The sequence below is a fragment of the Teredinibacter haidensis genome (genome assembly GCF_014211975.1).
Lineage (GTDB): Bacteria > Pseudomonadota > Gammaproteobacteria > Pseudomonadales > Cellvibrionaceae > Teredinibacter > Teredinibacter haidensis.
Map to the genome: position 1 here is coordinate 1,958,230 of NZ_CP060084.1, position 20,707 is coordinate 1,978,936.

The 20,707-nt window shown below is 48.5% G+C and carries 23 protein-coding genes; 7 read left to right on the plus strand and 16 right to left on the minus strand.

Annotation, left to right across the window (positions count from 1 at the left end):
- Position 1 precedes the first annotated feature (1 nt).
- From H5715_RS07705 to nagZ, 3 genes are read right to left on the minus strand one after another with little or no spacing between them, the layout of a single operon-like run.
- Positions 2 to 568: a phosphoribosyltransferase family protein gene (locus H5715_RS07705; protein WP_075185254.1), complete on the minus strand. Its 567-nt coding sequence runs from the start codon at positions 566 to 568 to the stop codon at positions 2 to 4.
- Between the two features lie 3 nt (positions 569 to 571).
- Positions 572 to 1,699, minus strand: a complete 1,128-nt coding sequence (locus H5715_RS07710; protein WP_075185253.1) for a mechanosensitive ion channel family protein — start codon at positions 1,697 to 1,699, stop codon at positions 572 to 574.
- A 2-nt stretch (positions 1,700 to 1,701) separates the two neighbouring features.
- Positions 1,702 to 2,727, minus strand: coding sequence for a beta-N-acetylhexosaminidase (nagZ, locus tag H5715_RS07715; RefSeq protein ID WP_075185252.1), 1,026 nt, complete (start codon positions 2,725 to 2,727; stop codon positions 1,702 to 1,704).
- 397 nt (positions 2,728 to 3,124) lie between these two features.
- Between nagZ and H5715_RS07720 the strand changes: the two genes are divergently transcribed.
- The gene (locus tag H5715_RS07720) at positions 3,125 to 3,445 is read left to right on the plus strand and encodes a DUF6763 family protein (RefSeq protein ID WP_075185251.1); all 321 of its coding nucleotides are present in this window, start codon (positions 3,125 to 3,127) and stop codon (positions 3,443 to 3,445) included.
- Between the two features lie 84 nt (positions 3,446 to 3,529).
- Here H5715_RS07720 and H5715_RS07725 read toward each other — a convergent pair whose 3' ends face one another.
- Together H5715_RS07725 and H5715_RS07730 are read right to left on the minus strand one after the other, a co-directional pair.
- Positions 3,530 to 3,934, minus strand: a complete 405-nt coding sequence (locus H5715_RS07725; RefSeq protein ID WP_075185250.1) for a hypothetical protein — start codon at positions 3,932 to 3,934, stop codon at positions 3,530 to 3,532.
- Positions 3,935 to 3,938: 4 nt separating this feature from the next.
- The gene (locus H5715_RS07730) at positions 3,939 to 4,214 is read right to left on the minus strand and encodes a dihydrouridine synthase (protein ID WP_075185249.1); all 276 of its coding nucleotides are present in this window, start codon (positions 4,212 to 4,214) and stop codon (positions 3,939 to 3,941) included.
- 183 nt (positions 4,215 to 4,397) lie between these two features.
- On the opposite strand from H5715_RS07730, the gene lexA reads away from it, so the two are divergent.
- Positions 4,398 to 5,000 carry a transcriptional repressor LexA gene (gene lexA, locus H5715_RS07735; RefSeq protein WP_075185248.1) on the plus strand — a complete coding sequence of 201 codons (603 nt, stop codon included), beginning with the start codon at positions 4,398 to 4,400 and terminating at the stop codon, positions 4,998 to 5,000.
- A 12-nt stretch (positions 5,001 to 5,012) separates the two neighbouring features.
- Positions 5,013 to 5,447, plus strand: coding sequence for a SulA-like leucine-rich domain-containing protein (locus tag H5715_RS07740; protein ID WP_075185247.1), 435 nt, complete (start codon positions 5,013 to 5,015; stop codon positions 5,445 to 5,447).
- A 70-nt stretch (positions 5,448 to 5,517) separates the two neighbouring features.
- Here H5715_RS07740 and H5715_RS07745 read toward each other — a convergent pair whose 3' ends face one another.
- From H5715_RS07745 to topA, 3 genes are all read right to left on the minus strand, one after another.
- Positions 5,518 to 5,766, minus strand: a complete 249-nt coding sequence (locus H5715_RS07745; RefSeq protein ID WP_075185246.1) for a hypothetical protein — start codon at positions 5,764 to 5,766, stop codon at positions 5,518 to 5,520.
- A gap of 346 nt (positions 5,767 to 6,112) precedes the next feature.
- On the minus strand, positions 6,113 to 6,601 hold the full coding sequence (locus H5715_RS07750; protein WP_075185245.1) for a DUF6586 family protein: 489 nt from the start codon (positions 6,599 to 6,601) through the stop codon (positions 6,113 to 6,115).
- Positions 6,602 to 6,603: 2 nt separating this feature from the next.
- Entirely contained in the window at positions 6,604 to 9,306 is a 2,703-nt protein-coding gene (topA, locus tag H5715_RS07755) for a type I DNA topoisomerase (protein WP_075185244.1), read from the minus strand.
- 469 nt (positions 9,307 to 9,775) lie between these two features.
- Between topA and H5715_RS07760 the strand changes: the two genes are divergently transcribed.
- Positions 9,776 to 10,501 (plus strand): hypothetical protein, encoded by a 726-nt coding sequence (locus H5715_RS07760; protein ID WP_075185365.1) that lies wholly within the window; start codon positions 9,776 to 9,778, stop codon positions 10,499 to 10,501.
- On the opposite strand, the gene H5715_RS07765 is transcribed toward H5715_RS07760, so the two are convergent.
- Positions 10,486 to 10,998 (minus strand): hypothetical protein, encoded by a 513-nt coding sequence (locus H5715_RS07765; protein WP_075185243.1) that lies wholly within the window; start codon positions 10,996 to 10,998, stop codon positions 10,486 to 10,488. The two genes, H5715_RS07760 and H5715_RS07765, sit on opposite strands and share 16 nt — an antisense overlap.
- A gap of 98 nt (positions 10,999 to 11,096) precedes the next feature.
- Between H5715_RS07765 and H5715_RS07770 the strand changes: the two genes are divergently transcribed.
- Positions 11,097 to 11,525, plus strand: a complete 429-nt coding sequence (locus tag H5715_RS07770) for a universal stress protein (RefSeq protein WP_075185242.1) — start codon at positions 11,097 to 11,099, stop codon at positions 11,523 to 11,525.
- A 6-nt stretch (positions 11,526 to 11,531) separates the two neighbouring features.
- On the opposite strand, the gene H5715_RS07775 is transcribed toward H5715_RS07770, so the two are convergent.
- Entirely contained in the window at positions 11,532 to 13,427 is a 1,896-nt protein-coding gene (locus tag H5715_RS07775) for an ATP-binding cassette domain-containing protein (RefSeq protein ID WP_075185241.1), read from the minus strand.
- Between the two features lie 161 nt (positions 13,428 to 13,588).
- Here H5715_RS07775 and H5715_RS07780 point away from each other — a divergent pair, with 161 nt between their 5' ends.
- A complete protein-coding gene (locus H5715_RS07780; protein WP_075185240.1) occupies positions 13,589 to 15,589 on the plus strand; it encodes a transglycosylase SLT domain-containing protein in 2,001 nt (666 codons plus the stop codon).
- A gap of 62 nt (positions 15,590 to 15,651) precedes the next feature.
- On the plus strand, positions 15,652 to 16,287 hold the full coding sequence (locus tag H5715_RS07785; RefSeq protein ID WP_139309759.1) for a hypothetical protein: 636 nt from the start codon (positions 15,652 to 15,654) through the stop codon (positions 16,285 to 16,287).
- On the opposite strand, the gene murB is transcribed toward H5715_RS07785, so the two are convergent.
- The 6 genes from murB to H5715_RS07815 are packed head-to-tail and all read right to left on the minus strand — an operon-like array spanning position 16,279 to position 20,692.
- On the minus strand, positions 16,279 to 17,298 hold the full coding sequence (murB, locus tag H5715_RS07790; protein ID WP_075185238.1) for a UDP-N-acetylmuramate dehydrogenase: 1,020 nt from the start codon (positions 17,296 to 17,298) through the stop codon (positions 16,279 to 16,281). The two genes, H5715_RS07785 and murB, sit on opposite strands and share 9 nt — an antisense overlap.
- Positions 17,295 to 17,774, minus strand: a complete 480-nt coding sequence (locus H5715_RS07795) for a low molecular weight protein-tyrosine-phosphatase (protein WP_075185237.1) — start codon at positions 17,772 to 17,774, stop codon at positions 17,295 to 17,297. The genes murB and H5715_RS07795 overlap by 4 nt, the downstream gene beginning before the upstream one ends.
- 5 nt (positions 17,775 to 17,779) lie before the next feature.
- Positions 17,780 to 18,547 carry a 3-deoxy-manno-octulosonate cytidylyltransferase gene (kdsB, locus tag H5715_RS07800; protein ID WP_075185236.1) on the minus strand — a complete coding sequence of 256 codons (768 nt, stop codon included), beginning with the start codon at positions 18,545 to 18,547 and terminating at the stop codon, positions 17,780 to 17,782.
- Entirely contained in the window at positions 18,544 to 19,584 is a 1,041-nt protein-coding gene (gene lpxK / locus H5715_RS07805; protein ID WP_083607984.1) for a tetraacyldisaccharide 4'-kinase, read from the minus strand. Before lpxK ends, kdsB begins: the two co-directional genes overlap by 4 nt.
- A 24-nt stretch (positions 19,585 to 19,608) precedes the next feature.
- Complete coding sequence (locus tag H5715_RS07810; RefSeq protein WP_075185235.1) at positions 19,609 to 20,052, minus strand: ExbD/TolR family protein; 444 nt, start codon at positions 20,050 to 20,052, stop codon at positions 19,609 to 19,611.
- Between the two features lie 13 nt (positions 20,053 to 20,065).
- On the minus strand, positions 20,066 to 20,692 hold the full coding sequence (locus H5715_RS07815; protein WP_075185234.1) for a MotA/TolQ/ExbB proton channel family protein: 627 nt from the start codon (positions 20,690 to 20,692) through the stop codon (positions 20,066 to 20,068).
- Positions 20,693 to 20,707 lie beyond the last annotated feature (15 nt).

Sequence of the window (20,707 nt, forward strand, 5' to 3'; positions counted from 1 at the left end):
ATTATTCCCCCCCTTCGCTTAAGACATAAATACCGGCCGCATTGCGGTAACGACCGGCATAATCCATCCCCAAACCAACAACAAATTTATCGGGTATTTTTAACGCAAAAAAATCAGGCGCCAATATATCAGACGATTCACTAGAAGCCGTTTTAAGTTGTTTCCACGCCAATACAGCAGTGTGAACAGACTCCGCTCCTTGTTCTATGCACCACTCGGAAACTTTACTCAGAGTCACACCCTGATCATAAATATCATCCATCAACAGAACTTTTGTCCCGCTTAACGAGGTGCGCGGGTAAGTATGCCATTGCAGCTCTGCCCCACTTTTTTTATCTCGATAGCGGGAAACCCCCACAGAATCCAGCTGCAAATGAAAATTCAAGTATGGCAACAACATGCCAGCGAAGACAACACCACCATTTAATAGCGTCAGAGCGACAACAGGGATATCAGTATATGTTTCCCCAAAAAATTCTCGGTTAATCTGTTCACCGACTTTTGCCACAGAGAAACGGGCATCCTCAAAAGAAAATAGCTGTTGGGAATCGCCCAGTATCTTTTGCATTTTTTATTTTCCCTCTGTTGATAGACCTGCCAATGATCGAAGCGGAATGCCTTCGGGTATGTGTAGAGTGGACGTTGGGAACGCGCACTGGGCACCATTGGATTCAATAATGTGAATTATTTTTAGCAGAACATCCTGCTTTACTTCGTGAAACTCAACCCAGTTTGTTGTTCTAGTAAAACAGTACACAAAGAAGTCCAGAGAACTACTGGCGAAAGCATTAAAATTTACAATTAAGGTCGTGTCCTGAGCAATGTCTTGATGGGAAAGTAGCATGGTTTTCACCTCGGCAATAATTCCCCCCATTTTCTCAACATCATCGTAACGAATACCAACTGTTTCATAAATACGCCGGTGAGACATCCTCGAAGGATTTTCTACTGAAATCTGCATAAATGTTGAATTGGGTACGTACAGGGGGCGTTTGTCGAAAGTGCGAATACGCGTTAACCGCCAGCCCACATCTTCAACAGTCCCCTCAATATTTTTATCGGGCGATCGCACCCAATCACCAACAGCAAAGGGGCGGTCGAGATAAATCATAAGCCCGCCAAAAAAATTAGCGAGTAAATCCTTTGCCGCAAAACCTACAGCAATACCACCAATACCGCCAAAAGCCAACACTCCCGAAATGCTATACCCCAAAGATTGTAGAGCGACCAGCAGCGCAGTGATCACGACTGAAATACGCAGCAGCTTCCCCATCGCCATTGCAGTGGTTTTATCCATTGGCTTATGACTGAATTCCGGGTCCATCAAATTAGATTCTGCACGCTTGATAAAACCAGTGAGAAACCAAGCAATAATAAGCACTGCTCCCAGATGCCGTATATGGCCTACCGATTCCAATACCAATGACGCGGAATTATCAGCGGCCATATCGGCTGCCGTAGCAATACCAAAACCCCACACAAACCATTTCGCTGGGCTCTGCAGCGCACCCACCAAAGCGTCATCCCACACTGACTGTGTGTTTAGCGCCTTGGCTTCCAGTTTTTTCAAAAACCGACTCAATATTGCTGCGAAAGAAAGCGTTAGCAACACCACAACAAAAATATCGACAATCCATAAATTTTCCTTGCCAACACCCTGCACATAAAATGCTTTGACACTTTCAATGATCCCGTCCATATCTAACCTTTTATTTCATCCAACATTAACGTTACTTCACGCCAGCGCGCACCCTGTTGTAAATGATCCCAGCTACCAGACTGCTGAGCACGCATTGACTCCAACCCCGAAACGACGACGCTATCGAATGAACGATGCAAACACTCGACAACCTCCAAGGCGCCCTTTCGGTTATTGCAAACCAATACGGCATTACACCCGGCCTGCAAAGCTTTTATCGCCCGATCACCGTAACCTCCCATTCCAACAGCGCCCTCCATCGAAAGGTCATCACTAAAAATAACCCCCTTAAACCCTAGTTTTTGACGCAAATACTCTTTCAGCCACCAGGCCGAAAAACCTACCGGCAGCGCGTCTATTCTGGGAAATTGAATGTGAGCAGGCATAAGTGCATTCGTCCTGCTCAGGAGTGACCTAAAAGGCCCGATATCACGCTGTTCAAGCTCATCCAGAGTTCTATCATCCACCGGCAACTCCAAATGACTGTCTTCCTTGATACCGCCATGCCCTGGAAAATGCTTACCCGTCGTCGCCATGCCCGCCTCGTGCATGCCATCCATAAAAGCAGCGGCGAGGAGAGTCACATCTTCGGGGTTCTGACCAAAACTGCGATCGCCAATAATATCGCTTAGACCGCAATCCACATCTAAGACCGGCGCAAAACTAATATCCAGCCCGGAAGCCAACAATTCCGCTGCCGACAGCCAACCAACAGATTTAGTAAGCGCAAGCCCACGCTCAGAGTCTCCTCTAAAAACAACACCCAATTGCTGCATGGCAGGAATGCGCGAGAAACCCGAACGAAAACGTTGTACGCGACCGCCTTCGTGATCAACCGCAACAATCAGTGCGGAATTCACTCCACGAATACCCTGCACCAACTTTTCCAGCTGTTGGCGGTCTTTATAATTTCTTCCAAACAAAATAATGCCGCCAACCCAGGGGTTGGCAAGCATTTTTTTGTCTTCATCTGTTAATGTCAAACCCTCAATGTCGACAACAACAGGCCCCAAATATTTTTTCCCCATAGCTCTATAGCTGCCTTAGTCACTCTGTGAATTAGCGTGTTAAGCAATTGAGACGCAACGCAAGAAACGTATACATCGACCTACTTTCACTTACGAATAAAATGATTTCTCATTCTTATAAAACCGTAATTTCTACTATTCGCTTTAACAAACCATGATATACAATGCCCACTTTATAGACTTTTTTAATCTTTACGCTTTATTGGCTATAGCTCCGAATTTTATAGACGCTGTATTTAGGCTTAAAGAAAACCCAAAAACCTATTATTTTTCAATCTGTTACGGAACGAATATCAGCCCCACGCTAAACACGTACATTTTCACCATATTTTAACGAAACCAAGTGCGCAAGCAACAAGGAAGTGTTAGCTTTAACGGCATAGAGTGGAGGTTGGTTATGGCCAAGATATTTCCGATTATAGGTAGTTGGTTTCAAGATACGTCCAGTATGCAACTGTTTGAAATTGTTGCTGTTGATGAAGACAGCAGCACCATTGAAGTTCAATATAAAGATGGCGACATTGACGAGTTCGAGCTTGAATCTTGGGGGCAGCTAAATCTCCTTTCCGCTGCAGCTCCTGAAGATGCAAATGCAGGTTACGGTTCCTCCTATTCCGACACATGGGAAGACAGCCCAGATCATTTTAACAGCAACTATAACAACCCTCTTGAAATGATTGAACCGGAATCCTTTACCGGGTTCGACGACCTCCCCTAGAGCACCCTCTCAAACGGAGAGGGCCAATACAGCTACAGCGAAACCCGCCCTTCCACCAAGTATCGTAAAGCCGTTGTAACATCCTTAGTCACCACCCTTTAAACCGGCCTCTCCTCTACCTTTTAACACTTTTTTCTTGCGAATATGATTGAACGGATCGCCAACTTCCGTACTTTCGATAGACCCTAACGTATTGTCTTTGGTGCCATCAGGCTCTGAACTTTGCTTTTTCTCTCGAGTAAAAACAGAAGGAGGGAAATTAAAAAGATAGTAAGCGATAGATAGTAGCGCGATACCAACCCACTTGGCTAAATATGCCCAACTTAAGGACTGCGCTGCTCCAACCGCGAGTGAATACTCTAAATAATCATCGTGGACCATTGACACGATAAAGTAAGCGACAAACAGTAATATCGTCGAAAGAACCAGTCGCTTGTAGCGCCCCCACAGTACCGTCGCAACAAATGATTTTGCCAGAAACTTGAACATTTACTTAGGTCCAGAAAGACAGCCCAAGTGCCGCCAACAGTAACAAGATACTTTTATCCTTAAACTCGCTTTTAATTTTGTCTTCCTCTTCTTTGACGATAACTTCGAGAACATCCTGATCATAATCCTCTGGCTTTCGACCATGTAAATAGATACGGGTTTTTGCGCGCTCAATAGCCTTTTCGCGAACCCGTATATCGACGCGATCTTTGAGCTTCGCTAAACCAGCTCGTATACCACGTTTGCGCTTCAGTTCTCGCTGCTCTACACCATTAACCATATAGCACCTCCCAAGCTGACCCCAGTTTACCAGAGCAAGGTGTAAATGGTGCAACTTCAAGGCACAACAAAAAAAAGTTGCCTCCAGCAAAACACTGTATATAATGACAGATACTGTACATCCGAACAGACAGAAGAAACAAATGTACATTCACCTGAACTTTTATAGGCTCCGGAGTAAATCATGATCAAGCTTACCGCAAGACAACAACAGATTCTGGACCTGATCAAAACCCATATTCAAGACACTGGATACCCACCCACAAGGGCAGAAATAGCCGACATCCTGGGCTTTAAATCGGCCAACGCCGCTGAAGAACACCTTAAAGCCCTTGCCCGTAAGGGCGCGATTGAAATGATCGCTGGCGCCTCCCGCGGCATTCGGCTACCGGAAACGCAAAGCGGTATTCCCTTGGTTGGCCGAGTGGCCGCAGGTAGCCCCATACTCGCAGAAGAACATATTCAAGACTACTGCGATATTCCCAATGCTTTTTTTCATCCTCAGGCAGATTACCTGCTGACAGTTCACGGAATGAGCATGAAAGATGCCGGTATTCTTGACGGAGATCTACTTGCCGTTCACAAAACAGACCAAGTGCGTAACGGCGATATTGTGGTCGCGCGCATTGAGAATGAAGTCACAGTAAAACGCTTTAAGCGCGAAAGAAATCGTGCCATTGTCGAACTATGGCCAGAAAACCCCGACTTTGACGTTATAGAAGTCGATTTACGCGACGAACACTTTGCCATCGAAGGCATCAGTGTTGGTGTCATACGTCGAAGCTAAGAGGATCAGTTGATGGCAATTCCAGCGCCCCACACCCTACAGGCTACGCCCAAGAACATAGCCAATGCCGAGCTTCGAGACCAGAGCGCCAGCCTAACTGAAATCGTGCTTACCCGCTCACACTTAGGCGAAAACGACTACAGCCTTGTAATGCCGATGCTGGCCCACCTAAGCCAACAAAGTCAGACCCGATGGTTCACTTGGATTGCTCCAAAAGGCGTCACTAAAGGATTGTTAAGTCGTTACCGCTTTAATCTTGAGAAGGTACGCGTTGTTTACGCCGATACGCCAAATGATATTCTTTGGCTTTACTGGGAAGCACTTGCCAACGGCAATAGCGATACGGTGGTAGCGGAAGTCAGTAGCCTGACAGATTCTGAATTCAGCAAGCTTGAAAGCGCCTGCAACCAAGGCTTGTGCCGGGGTCTTACACTGAGATTTCGATAACGATCTGGAAGGTAAGCAGAGGAAGGGGCGTTTACAATTCACACGCCAAACCGATCAACGTATGCTGGCACTAATGAAGAATCATTCCCTCACCGCTTTTCTCTGCGTCAGTAACAGCGGCCATTTCGTCCTGAAGCTCACTCGCAGCCTCCAGCCCGGCTTCAATCATTGCCTTGGCGACATCGAGTTTGGCGTCATTTAAATAATAAAGCGATTCTTCAGAAAAGCGGATACGCACCAGCGGCTCACCCTTTTCATCGGCTTTCTGCAAAGCTATTTCACCATCTTCCAGCTCTACTATTTCGTACAAAGTCGACATAAATCCCCAAGTTCAATCACTGCTGCTTATTTCATTCTTTTGTGTGCCATGAAGTGTACCATTTTCTGTCCTCGCGAATAACCAATTGCCGCAAAATGCCTCGGGGAAGTTCTGATTAAGTCCAGGAATGTTGTGGGCTCTTGGCTTATTCAAGACCAAGGTAAATATTTACAGGAGTACGTCCGTCTTCAAAAAAGATAAGACAGAGATAGAGAAAACCCGGAGGCCTCATAACGCGAGGCCAAAACACCTACTTCCTGCGTTGCGGCTACTAGCGAAGAAGCTCGCCCTGTAAATGAACGTTTTGGGCTAACACAGAATAGTGCTGGACTTGGCCAGAGCTTCCCTAATGCTCGGATGCCAACTCTCGCTGCTGGAGCACCAAGGCTTTAAAGGCCAGGTAGATATTTTCCAACTCACTCACAGTTGGGGAGCTTAACGCCGTGGCTGAGCCGGTGCGGGCTATCACAACACTATCCAGAATATGTTCTGTAGGGGGAATTGCTTGTAGATTAAGCAGCGAGCGAAAAAGGAAGTTGAGCTTTGACAGCCACTCACCAGAGTTCTTCGCTAACAATTTAAGCTCCTGCAGGCGGAAATCAGCATTGGACAAATCAAGAGCATCCAACCAGGAGTATTCAAGACCTCCCGATAAGTTGGCCTCGGTTATTTCCCGTAGATAGGCGTTAATACCTAGCCGCAACTGTAATACCACAGCCTGCGCGCATGACGCCTTCAGCTGGTTTTCAGCATCCTGAGCAACATCTAATTGTTTGCGCACGTAAAGCAACTGCAGATCAACTGCTCGTCGACAATCTTCATCGAAGCTTGCCACGATTATTTTTTCGCAGCTTTTTTACTGGCTGGTTTTTTCTTTGCGGGCGCTTTTTTGGCTGTAGCGCGTTTTGGCGCTGCTTTTGCCGACACATCCCATTTTCCATTATTGTAAAACGCCTTCCAGCCGGTTGCCTTACCATCCACTTCCGACTGCACGTACTGCTCTTTGGTTTTGCGACTGTAGCGAACCAAAGTATCGATGCCATCCTCATCCTGCGCTGGAGCAGAAAACAAAAAGCGGTATTTTGGATCTATCTCGTCCTTGTGTGGCAGTAACTCCTTAACTCTTGGCGCGCGAGTTTCACGATTTTTCGGGAACTGGCTTGCGGCTAAAAATAGACCGCTCGCCCCATCTCGCAATACGTAATGATCGTCGACCTTCTCGCAGATAAGCTCGGGCATATCCACCGGGTCCATCTTCGGTGGCGCCGCTTCGCCGCTTCGCAAAAGCTTACGGGTGTTTTTGCAGCTTTCACTGGTACACCCAAAATACTTCCCGAATCGACCGGATTTTAACTGCATATCCTTCCCGCACTTGTCACATTCGATAACCGGGCCGTCGTAGCCTTTAATTTTAAATGTGCCCTGCTCCACTTCGTAGCCACTGCAATCCGGATTGCGACCGCAGATATGTAGTTTACGTGTTTCGTCGAGTAAATAGCTGTCCATTGCCGTATTACACAGCTTACATCGGCGTTTTTGCCTCAGCTGCTTGGATTCGGCCTCATCGTCGTCGTCCACGTTAACGGCTTCTTCACCAGCCACCAGGTTCATGGTGTTCTTACAGCGTTCTTTCGGCGGCAGCGCATAACCTGAGCAACCCAAAAACACCCCCGTACTTCCAGTGCGTATTTGCATTTTCCGACCGCAATTACCGCAGTCAATATTGGTTTCCACCGGCTCATTGCGACGCATACCTTCGTCACTGTTTTGGGCCTGTCCCAGCTTAACGGTGAAATCGCCATAAAACTCGTCCAGCAGTACCAACCAGTCTTTTTTACCGTCCGCGACTTCATCCAGAGACTCTTCCATACTGGCCGTAAAACCATAATCCATCAGTTCGCTAAAACTCTCGACCAAGCGCTCAGTTACGATATCGCCCATCTTGTTGGCGTAGAAGCGGCGATTCTCGACATGGACATAACCACGATCCTGGATAGTGGAAATAATGGCAGCGTAGGTCGATGGGCGACCAATGCCGCGCTTTTCCAACTCTTTGACCAAGCTCGCCTCAGTAAAGCGAGCGGGTGGCTTGGTAAAATGCTGTTTGGGCAGCACTTCGTGTAATTTGAGCTGATCCCCAACTTTCACATCCGGCAGGATAGCGTCTTCTTCCTTCTTCGCAACCGCAGGCATAACCCTAGTAAAGCCATCAAAGCGAATGACACGGCCTCTCGCACGCAATTCGTAGTCACCCGCAGTTACCGCCACAGAACTGGAGGTAAACTCAGCAGGCGTCATCTGACAGGCGACAAACTGATTCCAGATCAGGGTGTACAGGCGTTCAGCATCACGTTCCATACCATTGAGCTGCACGGGACGCAGATTAACGTCGGACGGGCGAATGGCCTCGTGCGCTTCCTGAGCACCCTCTTTACTTGAGTATAGATTCGGCTTTTCGGGCAGATAACGATCCCCGTATTCCTGCTGAATAAAGTCCCTGCAGGACGCAACGGCTTCCTGGCTCAGGTTTGTGGAGTCGGTACGCATGTAAGTGATGTAGCCAGCTTCATATAAGCGCTGTGCCATCATCATCGTTTTCTTCACCCCGTAACCTAGTCGCGTAGAAGCGGCCTGCTGTAGTGTTGAGGTTATAAACGGAGCATTGGGGCGCGATTTTGTCGGCTTGTCTTCGCGTTCAGTAACGCTGTAATTGGCAGCCTGCAAGGCGTTCGTGGCCGCCATGGCTTGCTCTTCACTTACCGGTTTGAAAGCACCGCCCTGGAATTTCCTAACTTCGTATTTGGCGCGTTCTCCACCTGTAGTATCAAGATTGGCTTTAACCTCCCAATACTCTTCAGGAATAAATGCACGAATTTCGCCTTCACGCTCACTGATCAAACGAACAGCAACAGATTGCACGCGACCCGCAGACAAGCCTCGAGCAATCTTCTCCCACAACAGTGGCGACACCATATATCCCACGACACGATCGAGGAATCGACGCGCCTGCTGGGCGTTTACGCGCGCCAAGTCCAGACGTCCAGGCTCTTTAAACGCGCCTTGAATAGCGCTTTTTGTAATTTCATTGAAAACAACGCGGCGATAACGATCAGGATTGCCGCCAATAGACTCCTGTAAATGCCAGGCGATCGCTTCTCCTTCGCGATCGAGATCCGTTGCGAGAAAGATTTGGTCGGCATCTTCTGCCAGCCTTCTGAGCTCAGACACCACCTTTTCTTTATTCGGCAGAATTTCATATTGAGCCTGCCAATTATTATTCGGGTCAATACCCATGCGCTTAACCAGCTGCTCTTGCGCTTTGCTCTGCTTATGAATGGCTTTTTGCTCAGGCGACATCTTGCGTGTTAACGCCGCCTGTTTTGCCCTGGCTTTTGAATCTACGGGTGTCTTGGCTGAACCGCTGGTTGGCAGATCACGAATATGTCCCACACTCGACTTCACAATATATTGGTTGCCGAGGTACTTATTAATTGTTTTCGCCTTTGCAGGTGATTCCACAATGACCAGCGATTTACCCATGAGAGCCTTCTACTTTTTAATGGTTAGATAAGTCTCGACGCATTTCGCGCCCTGTATTTCTATAGACTTTTTACACTCAAATTCAACGAACTGACAAAGCTGCCAACAGCTAACGATGCGGTTATTTTTTCACCAATGGCGGCCACAAAGAATGCAAAGGAGCGCATATATAAGTCCTCACCGTTATAAGGTCAAGCAAAGTTTCACTGCAATTATTTGTTATAAACACCTAAACAGTTACTTTTCCACTTTAACTAAATAAGGTTAAAAACACTCTGCATCTAATTGTTTTGCAAAGATTTATGGGTATTTATACCATACATCTCTACAACTCAACCATAGCTGTATATCCTTTAAAGTGTCAAAAACCGACTAAAATAAAATATGTTACCTGCCGCTCAGTTTGAGGTTTTGAAATCACCATCCTATGTCCAGTGTTAGCTTGCTTATAATTTTCGTCGTCATCGCAATGTCATCGCTATTGGTTGTTAGCGCTGTAAATCAACGGCAAACCCGTACCCGGGTTATATCGCGCAAACTCGGGCAAATGAAACGCCGTGCAGACGAGCTGGAAGAACTAGCCGTTACCGTAGATCGCTTGGTAAATTCTCCGGAAATTGCCCGCCATATCAATGATGAGGTGATCGATTTAATCACCACTATGATACAACTAGACCCTACGAGCCAAACCCTACCGGTATTACGTTACAACGCTGAACAACTGGCCGAGGAAATGCGTAATCCTGCACGGCACCGCGAAATTTACCGCCTGCAGGAAAGCGATGCCAATATTGCCAGAACGCTTTATCAATTAACCGATACGGGACGTATCCTTCGCCGTCGCCAAGCCGCGGGCAAGCTGGAAGTCGCTCAGATGGAGGCGTTTATAGGGGATCTCTCATGGACCCATCTGATGGTTGGAGTTGTCAGCCATACAATCCAAGGCCACAAATCAATGGCGCGTGGCGACGTGTTACGCGCCTACGCGTTTTACAAAAAAGCCCAGCAGGTCGCTCTGCAATCCAGTACCAACGATGATCGCCGCCACGCCTTAATCCGCGAGCTATCTGAACTAATGAGTGGTCAACGCAAATTCCTTTCGCCCGTATTGATGCCCGAAACTGAATTCAACCCTCCCGCCGAGACCGACACTGCGAAAATGAAGGCGGAGGCCCTGGATCAATCCGCCATTTGAGCCAGCCAGTTAAGCTCGTGTTCAATAAAGTTTAAACAAAGCTCTATAGAGTCCTGCCAGCGAGCTTCCCTGTGCCAACAGGCTTCCGTCCAATACAAGCTAACACTGTGCTCGGTAACCTCTACCGCACGAATCGGCGCAGGTAACATTTGCACCCATTCGCATAATTCACGCTGTTTACCCTCTGCAACTCTATTCCGACCGACCCAATCCCAGTCTGCAACAAAGTTAAGCTCATGCTCAAAACTCTGACGGGCCAGCATCCAGGGGCGAAGCTTGTCTTTATGGCTGGTTGTTTCTACAGCATGGCTATAGACGCATAGCTGACGAGGTTCGCCCGAAACAGGGTTGGAACTCAGCTTCACACGTAACTGACGCGTTGCTGCCAGCTCTCGCAAGCGCGCCACACGACGCTGCCTGCGGCTCGGCTGAATCATCATAATGGGGCCAACGACCATGACCACAACCAAGCAAAACGCAATAATGGTAGCCCACATACGATTATCTCTCCCCTCTATTTATTCGGCGTTATAATCTATACATACGAACGACGTAGTTTGCATGCATTGATTAACATGTGTCAAAAGGAGGCAACATGAACGAATACAAACATATACTGGTTGGACTCGATTTATCTAATGACTGCACACGTATCCTTGATAAGGCGGGTGATATTGCCCGAGCCTTTGGAGCCGATATTAGCATTGCCCATGTCGTGGAACCGCTGGCATTTGCTTATGGTGGCGATGTTCCTATCGATCTCACGGAAGCTCAGTCCGTAATGGAGCAGCAGGCAAAAACGCGACTTGCAAAGATTGTCGATGAAGTACAGGTCGCTCCTCAGGAACAATACGTACGTGTCGGACAGGCGTCATCTGAGCTTCACCGGATCGCAGAAGATAACGGTATAGATCTTATCGTGGTTGGTAGCCACGGTCGTCACGGATTGGCTTTGCTGTTCGGCTCAATCACCAAAGGAGTTGTGCAAAACGCAAAATGCGATGTACTGGCAGTTCGCGTTTAATCGCAGTTAGTCGCGCATAGACTCCAACTCTTCCCATCGCTCATAGCGGGAGGCAAGCTTTGCCTCTAAAACCGATAACTTATCCATAATCCCATTCACCAATGCCTTCTCCTGCGAGTAGAAATCTGGTGAAGACATTTGCTGCTGCATCTCGTCCAGCTCTTTTTCCAGTGCTTCAAGCTCTGCGGGAAGGCCATCCAGCTCACGCTGCAATTTGTAGCTGAGTTTTTTCGCAGCAACGGTACTCACAGGCGCAACGCTCTCTTGCAGCTGTTCTTTTGCGGTAACGGCCTGGGTGGAAGTGCCCTCGTTGGGCCACACTCCGCCCTGACGAATCCAGTCCTCGTAACCTCCTACATACTCTTTAACCACGCCGCGACCTTCAAAGGCGATTGTGCTAGTAACGACGTTATTAAGAAACTCCCTGTCATGGCTCACCAGTAACAGGGTTCCACTGTAATCCACCAGGATGGTTTCCAGTAACTCCAGCGTTTCTGCATCGAGATCGTTAGTGGGTTCGTCCATCACCAACAAATTGCTGGGCTTGCTAAACAACTTGGCAAGCAATATACGATTACGTTCGCCTCCAGAGAGGGTCTTGATCGGTGTTCTCGCTCGTTCCCCCGTAAAAAGAAAGTCCTGTAAATAGGACATAATATGCCGTGGCCGACCATTGACCTCAATGGTATCGGCACCCTCACTGATATTGTCGATCGCACTTTTCCCCAGGTCGAGCTGATCCCGCATCTGGTCAAAATAGGCAACACTCAGCTTGGTACCCAGGCGCACATTGCCCTGCTGGGGCACCAAGTCCCCCAGAATCAATTTTAACAGCGTACTTTTGCCAATACCGTTCGGGCCGATCAAACCGATCTTATCTCCCCGAATAATTGTGCTGGTAAAGGCATTAATGATGGGTTTATCCTGCCAGGCAAAGCTAATATTGTTTAACTCAGCCACCAGTTTGCCCGACGCAATATCCGACCCGTGTTCAATACGGGCATTACTTAGCTGCTCCCGCCTTAAGCCTCTGTCATTGCGCATCTTTTCCAAGGCGCGTACACGGCCTTCGTTGCGCGTTCTTCGAGCTTTAATTCCCTGACGGATCCAAACTTCCTCCTGGGCCAACTTCTTATCGAAAAGTGCGTTTTGCTTTTCTTCTGCATCTAACTGCTGTTGCTTAAACTCCAAAAACCCATCGTAATCACCGCTCCATAAACGCAGAATACCGCGATCCAATTCACCTACCTTATTGGCCACAGCACGCAAAAACGCCCGGTCATGGGTAATAAACACTAGAGCCCCAGAAAAGCTCTGCAGCTGTTGCTCCAGCCATTGAATAGCCGCAATATCCAGGTGGTTGGTTGGCTCATCTAACAGCAGCACATCGGGCTCGATAACCAGCGCCTGCGCCAGCGCTGCACGCCTGCGCCAGCCACCAGAGAGCTGATTCATACGCTGCTCTCCATCCAGTTCCAAACGCGTTAGTACCTGCTCAATCCGGGTTTGAATACTCCAGCCATCGGCCGCTTCAATTCTTTGTTGTACCCTTGCCATTTGCTGAAGATCAGCACCATTGCCCTGTGCTACCAATGAATCAAACTCTTTGAGATCTGCGCCCAGAGCAGGCAAGCCAGCAGCCACAAAGTCGTATACGCGCGTTTCATCAGCGGGAGGTAGCTCCTGGGGAAGACTCGCAACCCGAACACCATCATCCAGCCAGCGACTGCCGGAATCCAGATCGACAATACCTTCCACACACTTTAATAGGGTCGATTTGCCTACCCCATTACGGCCGATAATACACAAGCGTTCGCCCGGATCGAGCTGAAGCATTAAGTTGTCGAACAGGATCTGTTCACCGTAGTGGAGATGGGCGTTTTCAATTTTACAAAGGGGCATGAATTTCTCGATGATGTGTAACTAGAAAGGCTAAGCCTCGCCAGCTTATTTCAAATTAACAGTAGCGGGGGCGCATTTTATCTACAACACTTAGTAATAAGCTATCCGAATAAAACAATTTCTGGTTAAATAAAAACCAGTTTTGAGAATTTGAGTTAAAGATGTCTAAAACGTTGTGCGGCAGAATAATCCTTTTCCCGTCTTGGTGTGTGCTTTTCATTAGCATTTTCACCTTCTCCCCAAGCTTTGGCCTGGCCGATAAAACCACCATCACCTCGAGCACAGATAAGCCCAAACCTGTATCTCTGGAAAAACAGCGCTACCACTACGAAATGGCGAAAGGCGCTCTCAACAAGGGCGAATGGCAAACCTTTGAAGAGCACTACGCCGTATTGGGAGACTATGCACTGGTACCCTACCTGGATTACTCCTTTCTCAAGTACCATCTCCACCAGTTGCAACTGGACAAAATCGACTTATTTTTGCTGACACACAAAGAGTCTTTTCTGGAGACCCGGCTCCGTACACAACTGCTGGGCACTCTGGCCGTTAAAAAGCGCTGGAACGACTACCTGCACTACTACGAAGTCACTGCGTCCACCAAAGAGCTCAACTGCTACTGGCTGTATGCGCGCGTACATGAAAATGACGCGACGGCACTCGCAGATGTCGCAGAGCTCTGGCAACAAGGCCTCTCCCATCCCAAAGCTTGTGACCTAGCATTTAACCGCTGGCGCCGCAGCGGTGGTTTAACTCCGGAAATTGCCTGGAACCGCTTCCATAACGCCATGAAGGCCGGCAATCGCAGCCTGGCCCGCTACATCACCGGTTTTATGAAAGACGACGATACTCGCTATGCGGAGCTGTATCAGCGTGTCCATAGTTACCCTAGCACCATTCGCCAGCAGCGAAAGTTTTCGGAACAGTCGCTGCGCATGCAGCAGATTATCGCCCACGGCATAAAACGCTATGCCCGTAAAAACCCAAAAGACGCCCACAAATTCTGGGAGCTGTACGAAGCGCAACAGCTTTTCCCGGAGGATCTCAGCACCGACGCCAAACTCTATATCGCTACCCGGCTGATCCGCGAAGGAGAAACCGCCCTCGCCGAAAACATTATGAATCACTCCCATGAACTGCGCGAAAACAATGTAGTTGAAGCAATGATTCGCCAAGCATTGAAAACGGAAGACTGGGAAAGGGTTCTGTACTGGGTTAACAATCTCGAGCCAAAAAAACAGGAACACGATCGCTGGCGATACTGGCGCGCTCGGGCGATGGTCGAACTCGATCATTTTGATAAACGCTATGGCAGCCCCGAGCAAATATACATATCCTTGGCGAGCAAGCGCAGTTTCTATGGTTTTCTCGCAGCAGACCATATCGGTCGCAACTACTCTCTGCGCCACCTACCCGCAGAGCTCAGCCCAAGCTCACTGCAGGCTGTGGAATCCCTCCCCGGTTTACGTCGAGCCAAAGAACTGTGGCTAAAAGGCAATTTGGGTGAAGCTCAGGCCGAATGGATTTTCACAACCAAGATTATGGAATCAGACAATCTTCTCGCTGCAGGTGAGCTGGCCAGACGCTGGGGCTGGTACAACAAGGGTATACACGCCATGATCTCAGGCAACCTCTGGGATCATCTGACCATTCGCTTCCCCCTAGCTTACGAAGAAGAGGTTTACCAAACCTCTGATACCACAAAGGTTTCGCCGGAGCTGCTCTACGCCATTGCCCGCCAGGAAAGCGCTTTTAAGGAGAAGGCACACTCCTCTGCCGGAGCCATGGGCCTTATGCAGTTAATGCCCGCCACCGCCAGCAGCACTGCACGGCGCAATGGGATCAAGCACAGCAAACAGGATCTCTACAAACCCGAGCACAACATCCAGCTCGGCGGCCTTTACCTAAATCAGTTGCTGGAGCAGTACAACGGCAACCGAATACTCGCCGCCGCCGCCTACAACGCCGGGCCACATAGGGTGAATCGCTGGGTAAGCAAAAACCCGCAGGATGTACCCTACGATATCTGGATAGAAACTATCCCCTTTAAGGAAACCCGAGGCTATGTTCAGAACGTACTGGCATTTTCGGTAATCTACGGATACAGGCTTGGACAGCCACGCAATATGGTCAGCGAACTTGAGGCCAATAGCCGTCTATAAACTTTATGATACCCACCTTATCTCAGGCCGTGATTTTTTGTTCGCGCCCTTAAAACTCTTCTATGCTTAAAGAATCTTTGAACCCTATCGAGATAACCTCAGGCTGGAACATGACGCAAGTGGAAGAAACAGCCCCCCACCCGAACGAGATGGGAGCGGCGTGGTCTCATATGCAGGAAACCATCAATATGCTCTATCTGGCGGTATGTCAGATAGAGGCAACCATGGTGGACTCCAACAAGTCTGTGGATACACTTACCCATTCGTTCACCGAGCTGGCCACCCATACGGGTGAAGTCAGTGAGCAAATCCAGAAGCTGCAAAAGCCCGATGAATTCGATGCGTTCAAAGCCGATCTGGCCGCAACAGCCAGTGATATGCAGTTCAATATCAAGGCGTCCATCCAGGCCTTTCAGTTTTACGACCGTATCTGCCAGCGTCTTGACCATGTTGCCCGCAGCCTTGAAAAAGTATCCAATTTATTGAATGAGGAAGACCAGGCATTTAAACCCGAAGAATGGCGGCGATTACAGGAGGGCATTAAGGGCAGCTACACCATGGAAGCGGAACGAATTATGTTTGAATTTATTATGCGCGGCGGTAGTGTTAAGGAAGCCTTACAAATTTATCACCACCACTTCGAGAAAGAAAAAGACTCGTCGACAGATATCGATAACGACGAAATCGAATTATTCTGAGAACAACCCGGGCTCGCGCTCCAGCGTTATTCCGAAACGCTGTTCAATATCCTTACGAATCGCATCAGCCAAAGTCAAGATATGATGGCGAGAAACTCGATTAGGGTTGGTAAGAACCAAAGCCTGCTGATCATGCACTCTAACCTGGAATGCTTCACGGCCTTTCCAACCCGCCGCATCAATCAACCAGCCTGCCGCCACTTTTTTATGGCTCCCATCCACATCAAATATCACCGCTTTCGGATGAGCCAGCTTTAACGCTGACGCTTTCGCCTCGGTGATAACAGGGTTTTTAAAAAAACTGCCAGCATTCGGTATATATTCTGGATCAGGTAATTTTCTCTGACGAAGTTTAATCACCGCTTCGGCAACCTTTTCCGGGTTTTTTCCATCCGCTTCGCGCTCCAAAGCCGACGCCAATGCAGGATACGATAGATTACAGGCGGCTTGTCGCTGTAAGCGAAACGTGACCGAGGCAATAATCATTCGGTCTTTTAAGCGGTTTTTAAATACACTTTCACGGTAAGCAAATTCACAGTCGGAAAAATTAAACGTTTGCATTTCTCCGGTTGCCCTATCCATGGCCTCCAGGCTATGAAAAACATCTTTTAGTTCAACCCCGTAGGCGCCAATATTCTGTATCGGTGCGGCACCCACAAGACCGGGGATATACGCCAGGTTTTCCAGTCCGTAATACTGAGCAGACAAGCAATGCATCACGAAATCGTGCCAATTCTCACCCGCCCCAGCCCGCACCCAACTGCTCTCGGCACTGTTTTCAATACATTCAACGCCCTTGAGTAAGGGCTGTATAACCAGCCCATCTAATTTTTCAGGCAGTAAGCTATTGCTGCCTCCGCCCAACACAAACACGGATAACTTTTCTTTGCTGGCAAAGGCTAACGCTAAACGAATATCTTCGAGTGTTTGAGCGATGAAAAAATAACGTGCCACAGAAGGCACCGCCATGGTGTTAAGTGACTGTAGATCCACATTTTGCTGGAACTTCATAGACGGTTTTGCTTAATGTGCTGCAATAATCCCTTGCAACCATCCTCGACCAAATCAAGTACCGTTTGAAATCCCTTTGCGCCACCATAGTATGGGTCTGGCACTTCGCTATAGCCTTTCTGACTGGAGAAATCCAAAAACAGCGATAGCACACCGGAATAGTTGTCCGGTTTCATAGCGGCCATGGCGCGGAGGTTATCGTTATCCATTGCTAGAATATAATCGAAGGTAGAAAAATCATTGGCGACGAATTCTCTGCCGCGCAAATGGGAAAGATCACACCCCCGGCTTAGGGAAGCCTCGACGGCACGCTTGTCTGGCATTTCACCAATATGCCAGCCGGAGGTACCCGCCGAATCCACATCAATAATATGGTCTAAACCTTCGCAGGCAACCAGATCACGAAAAAAACCGTGTGCGGTTGGCGAACGACAAATATTGCCTAAACAAACAAATAAAACCCGGGTATTTTTCATAAAAATTAGACGTTAAAAAATGCTCTTGCCCGCTCGAGATCCTCAGGTGTATCGACACCGCCGGGTACTTTCTCACAGGCATCTTCCACGTGTATTCTGAAGCCGTGAGACAAAATCCTTAACTGCTCCAGTTTTTCGATTTTTTCCAGCGGTGCCATTGGCCAGCTCACAAAGTTGTGCAACAGGCCCACACGATACGCGTAGATACCGATATGGCGCCGCGTCGCTATTTGCGCGGCTTGATGATCCATTTCTTCATCGGCAAAAGTGTAATTGTCGCGATCCCAAGGAATGGGAGCGCGAGAAAAATACAGTGCAAGCTGATTCTCGTCACAGACAACTTTTACCGCGTTAGGATTTAACGCAGTTGCAAGATCGCAGATAGGTTCACACAGTGTTGCCGCCACCGCCTGCTTATTGTGGGCGAGGTTATTGGCCACTTGGTTGATAACAGCAGCTGGTATATGTGGCTCATCGCCCTGTACATTAACAATCAGCTCGTTATCGTCCAAAGCGTAGTGAGTCGCGACCTCTTGCAACCGGTCCGTACCAGATTGATGCTCAGTTGAGGTCATGCATACTTCACCACCAAAGGCTTCAACAACATCGGCAATACGCTGGTCGTCCGTCGCCACAATCACGCGAGCAGCATCGCTTTTCTGTGCGCAACGGTATACTCGCTCAATCATGGTTTTACCGGCAATATCCACCAACGGTTTTCCAGGCAAGCGATGAGATGCATAACGCGCAGGTATTACAACGTAAAAAGTCATGTTTTTATCTCGTTAATTTTAGCCATAAGTTGCTGAAGGAAAGATTCCGGTAACGCTGCTTCCACGCGTAAAAACCACCAATTTTCCAGTGCAAACGACCGACACTTCACCGCATCTTTTGCGGTCATTACAACTGGAGCCGTTGCAGAAAAAGCGAAGTCTTGCGCGCAGAACAGATGATGGTCAGCAAAACCAATACAGTTAAGTGTACCAACGCCCAAATCTAACTGTTCCAGCGTGGTGAAAAATTTCTGTGGGCTGCCAATACCGGCCACCGCATACACGTCCTGCTCATTTGTAAAACCTTCCAGCGATAACTCTTCTCCGGTTTTTAGATTCACAAACATCTTGGCTGTTAAGTCAAAACCGTGAGCCTGCGAAATACCAGAAGAATCGCCTCGCACTAGAATCGTATCAACCGTTTGCAGGCGTTGCCTAGGCTCTCGCAACGGGCCAACAGGTAAACAATGTCCGTTGCCGAATCGCTTTTCACCATCGAGCACGGCTATTTCAAGGTCGCGAGCCAAACGGTAATGCTGCAATCCATCATCGGCCAGAACAATATCGCAACGATTGGAGCCGGCCAAAGTGCGGGCAGCCAGTGTACGATCTGCGGACACCACAATTGGGGCCTGGGTTGCCTCGAATATTTCCAGAGGTTCGTCACCCACTTGCAATGCACTACTTTGCTTCGATACCCACTGTAGATCCGAATGCTTACGACCATACCCGCGGGAAATTACACCCGGCGTAAAACCCTGTTCCCGCAGAAATTTCACCAGGGCGATAATAACCGGTGTTTTACCCGTGCCACCAACAGAAATATTGCCGACCACAATCACTGGCAAGGCACTCTTTTTAGCCCGCTTACTGAGGTATTTTTTACGACAAAGCACCAGCAATCGAAACAGCCACTCCAGCGGCAGTAAAAAAAGTAGCCCGCCGGGGGAAGAATACCAGCGGCGTTCAATGGACTGCGCTATTCGTGACGACGAATGATTAATCTGTTTAACATTTACCGCTGAAGCTTTATTCATTTGACTATCGGGCACGCCGCGGAATTAATCCGGCGCCAGGGCTCCAGCCTCACCCTCTTCCGGCTCCTGTGCTGTCAGACTCAGGTTGGTATAACCCATTTTCCCGGCGAGGGCCATGACAGAAATTGCGTTTTGATAAGGGGTGTTAGCATCCCCAGTAATAATAAAGGGAATACTGGTATCGTCCCCACTGACTTCCTGAATGGCCGCCTGCAGCGTTGAAAGCTGCTTGTTAACCAGGGCGCGGCCATTAACGGAAAACCCACCCTGCGCATCAATCACCACCTCAATCTGATCCACCTTCGAGACCTGTAATGCTCCTGCGGCTTCGGGTAAATCGATTTTCAAATGGGTTTCCTTGGTAAAGGTTGTGGAAACCATAAAGAAAATAAGTAGAAGAAAAACCACATCAATTAACGGTGTTAAGTTGACCTGTTCCTCTGCTTTGACCTGTCGTTTAAATTGCATTTTGCCCCTGCCTCTAGGCTACCTTAACATCAACACGACGATCACTATGGAGTGCATCAACTAGCTTTATCGCTTCTTGCTCCATAGTAACGACCAAGGTATCCACGCGCCGGACATAAAACCGGTGCGCCATCATCGCGGGAATAGCAACACACAAACCCGCAGCCGTGGTAAGCAAAGCCTCGGATATACCGCCAGCCAAAACAGACGCATTACCCGCACCCTCCAGATTTAAGGCAGTAAACACCTTGATCATACCGATGACAGTTCCCAGCAATCCGAGCAACGGAGCAATCGCGGCAATGGTGCCGAGCGCTCCCAGATAGCGTTCCATATCGTGGACCACTTGGCTAGCGGCTTCCTCGATACTGTCTTTCATTACTTCGCGACCATGGCGGGAGTTGCTCAAGCCAGCAGCCAGAATGCGGCCCAACTGTGATGAACGACGAAGATCACGCAACTTTTCACTATCCAGCTTGTTTTGCTGAATCCACTTCCACACTTCACCCAGTTGGTGGCGAGGCGCTATTTTGGACGGATCTAATGTCCAGTAGCGTTCAATACTGATAGCAATTACCGCAATTGAGCAAAGAATAATCGGCAGCATCAACCAGCCGCCGGAGGCAATTATTTCAAACACTGCTTACTCCTAAAG

What these genes read in the sequence shown, in the direction of transcription:
- H5715_RS07760 (WP_075185365.1), top strand. Translation starts at nt 9,776, where the DNA reads ATGTCATCGCTATTGGTTGTTAGCGCTGTAAATCAACGGCAAACCCGT.
- topA (WP_075185244.1), bottom strand. Translation starts at nt 9,306, where the DNA reads ATGGGTAAATCGCTGGTCATTGTGGAATCACCTGCAAAGGCGAAAACA.
- H5715_RS07775 (WP_075185241.1), bottom strand. Translation starts at nt 13,427, where the DNA reads ATGCCCCTTTGTAAAATTGAAAACGCCCATCTCCACTACGGTGAACAG.
- nagZ (WP_075185252.1), bottom strand. Translation starts at nt 2,727, where the DNA reads ATGGGGAAAAAATATTTGGGGCCTGTTGTTGTCGACATTGAGGGTTTG.
- H5715_RS07710 (WP_075185253.1), bottom strand. Translation starts at nt 1,699, where the DNA reads ATGGACGGGATCATTGAAAGTGTCAAAGCATTTTATGTGCAGGGTGTT.
- H5715_RS07810 (WP_075185235.1), bottom strand. Translation starts at nt 20,052, where the DNA reads ATGCAATTTAAACGACAGGTCAAAGCAGAGGAACAGGTCAACTTAACA.
- H5715_RS07745 (WP_075185246.1), bottom strand. Translation starts at nt 5,766, where the DNA reads ATGTCGACTTTGTACGAAATAGTAGAGCTGGAAGATGGTGAAATAGCT.
- H5715_RS07795 (WP_075185237.1), bottom strand. Translation starts at nt 17,774, where the DNA reads ATGAAAAATACCCGGGTTTTATTTGTTTGTTTAGGCAATATTTGTCGT.
- lexA (WP_075185248.1), top strand. Translation starts at nt 4,398, where the DNA reads ATGATCAAGCTTACCGCAAGACAACAACAGATTCTGGACCTGATCAAA.
- H5715_RS07785 (WP_139309759.1), top strand. Translation starts at nt 15,652, where the DNA reads ATGCTTAAAGAATCTTTGAACCCTATCGAGATAACCTCAGGCTGGAAC.
- H5715_RS07720 (WP_075185251.1), top strand. Translation starts at nt 3,125, where the DNA reads ATGGCCAAGATATTTCCGATTATAGGTAGTTGGTTTCAAGATACGTCC.
- H5715_RS07740 (WP_075185247.1), top strand. Translation starts at nt 5,013, where the DNA reads ATGGCAATTCCAGCGCCCCACACCCTACAGGCTACGCCCAAGAACATA.
- H5715_RS07705 (WP_075185254.1), bottom strand. Translation starts at nt 568, where the DNA reads ATGCAAAAGATACTGGGCGATTCCCAACAGCTATTTTCTTTTGAGGAT.
- lpxK (WP_083607984.1), bottom strand. Translation starts at nt 19,584, where the DNA reads ATGAATAAAGCTTCAGCGGTAAATGTTAAACAGATTAATCATTCGTCG.
- H5715_RS07780 (WP_075185240.1), top strand. Translation starts at nt 13,589, where the DNA reads ATGTCTAAAACGTTGTGCGGCAGAATAATCCTTTTCCCGTCTTGGTGT.
- H5715_RS07765 (WP_075185243.1), bottom strand. Translation starts at nt 10,998, where the DNA reads ATGTGGGCTACCATTATTGCGTTTTGCTTGGTTGTGGTCATGGTCGTT.
- murB (WP_075185238.1), bottom strand. Translation starts at nt 17,298, where the DNA reads ATGAAGTTCCAGCAAAATGTGGATCTACAGTCACTTAACACCATGGCG.
- H5715_RS07725 (WP_075185250.1), bottom strand. Translation starts at nt 3,934, where the DNA reads ATGTTCAAGTTTCTGGCAAAATCATTTGTTGCGACGGTACTGTGGGGG.
- H5715_RS07770 (WP_075185242.1), top strand. Translation starts at nt 11,097, where the DNA reads ATGAACGAATACAAACATATACTGGTTGGACTCGATTTATCTAATGAC.
- H5715_RS07730 (WP_075185249.1), bottom strand. Translation starts at nt 4,214, where the DNA reads ATGGTTAATGGTGTAGAGCAGCGAGAACTGAAGCGCAAACGTGGTATA.
- kdsB (WP_075185236.1), bottom strand. Translation starts at nt 18,547, where the DNA reads ATGACTTTTTACGTTGTAATACCTGCGCGTTATGCATCTCATCGCTTG.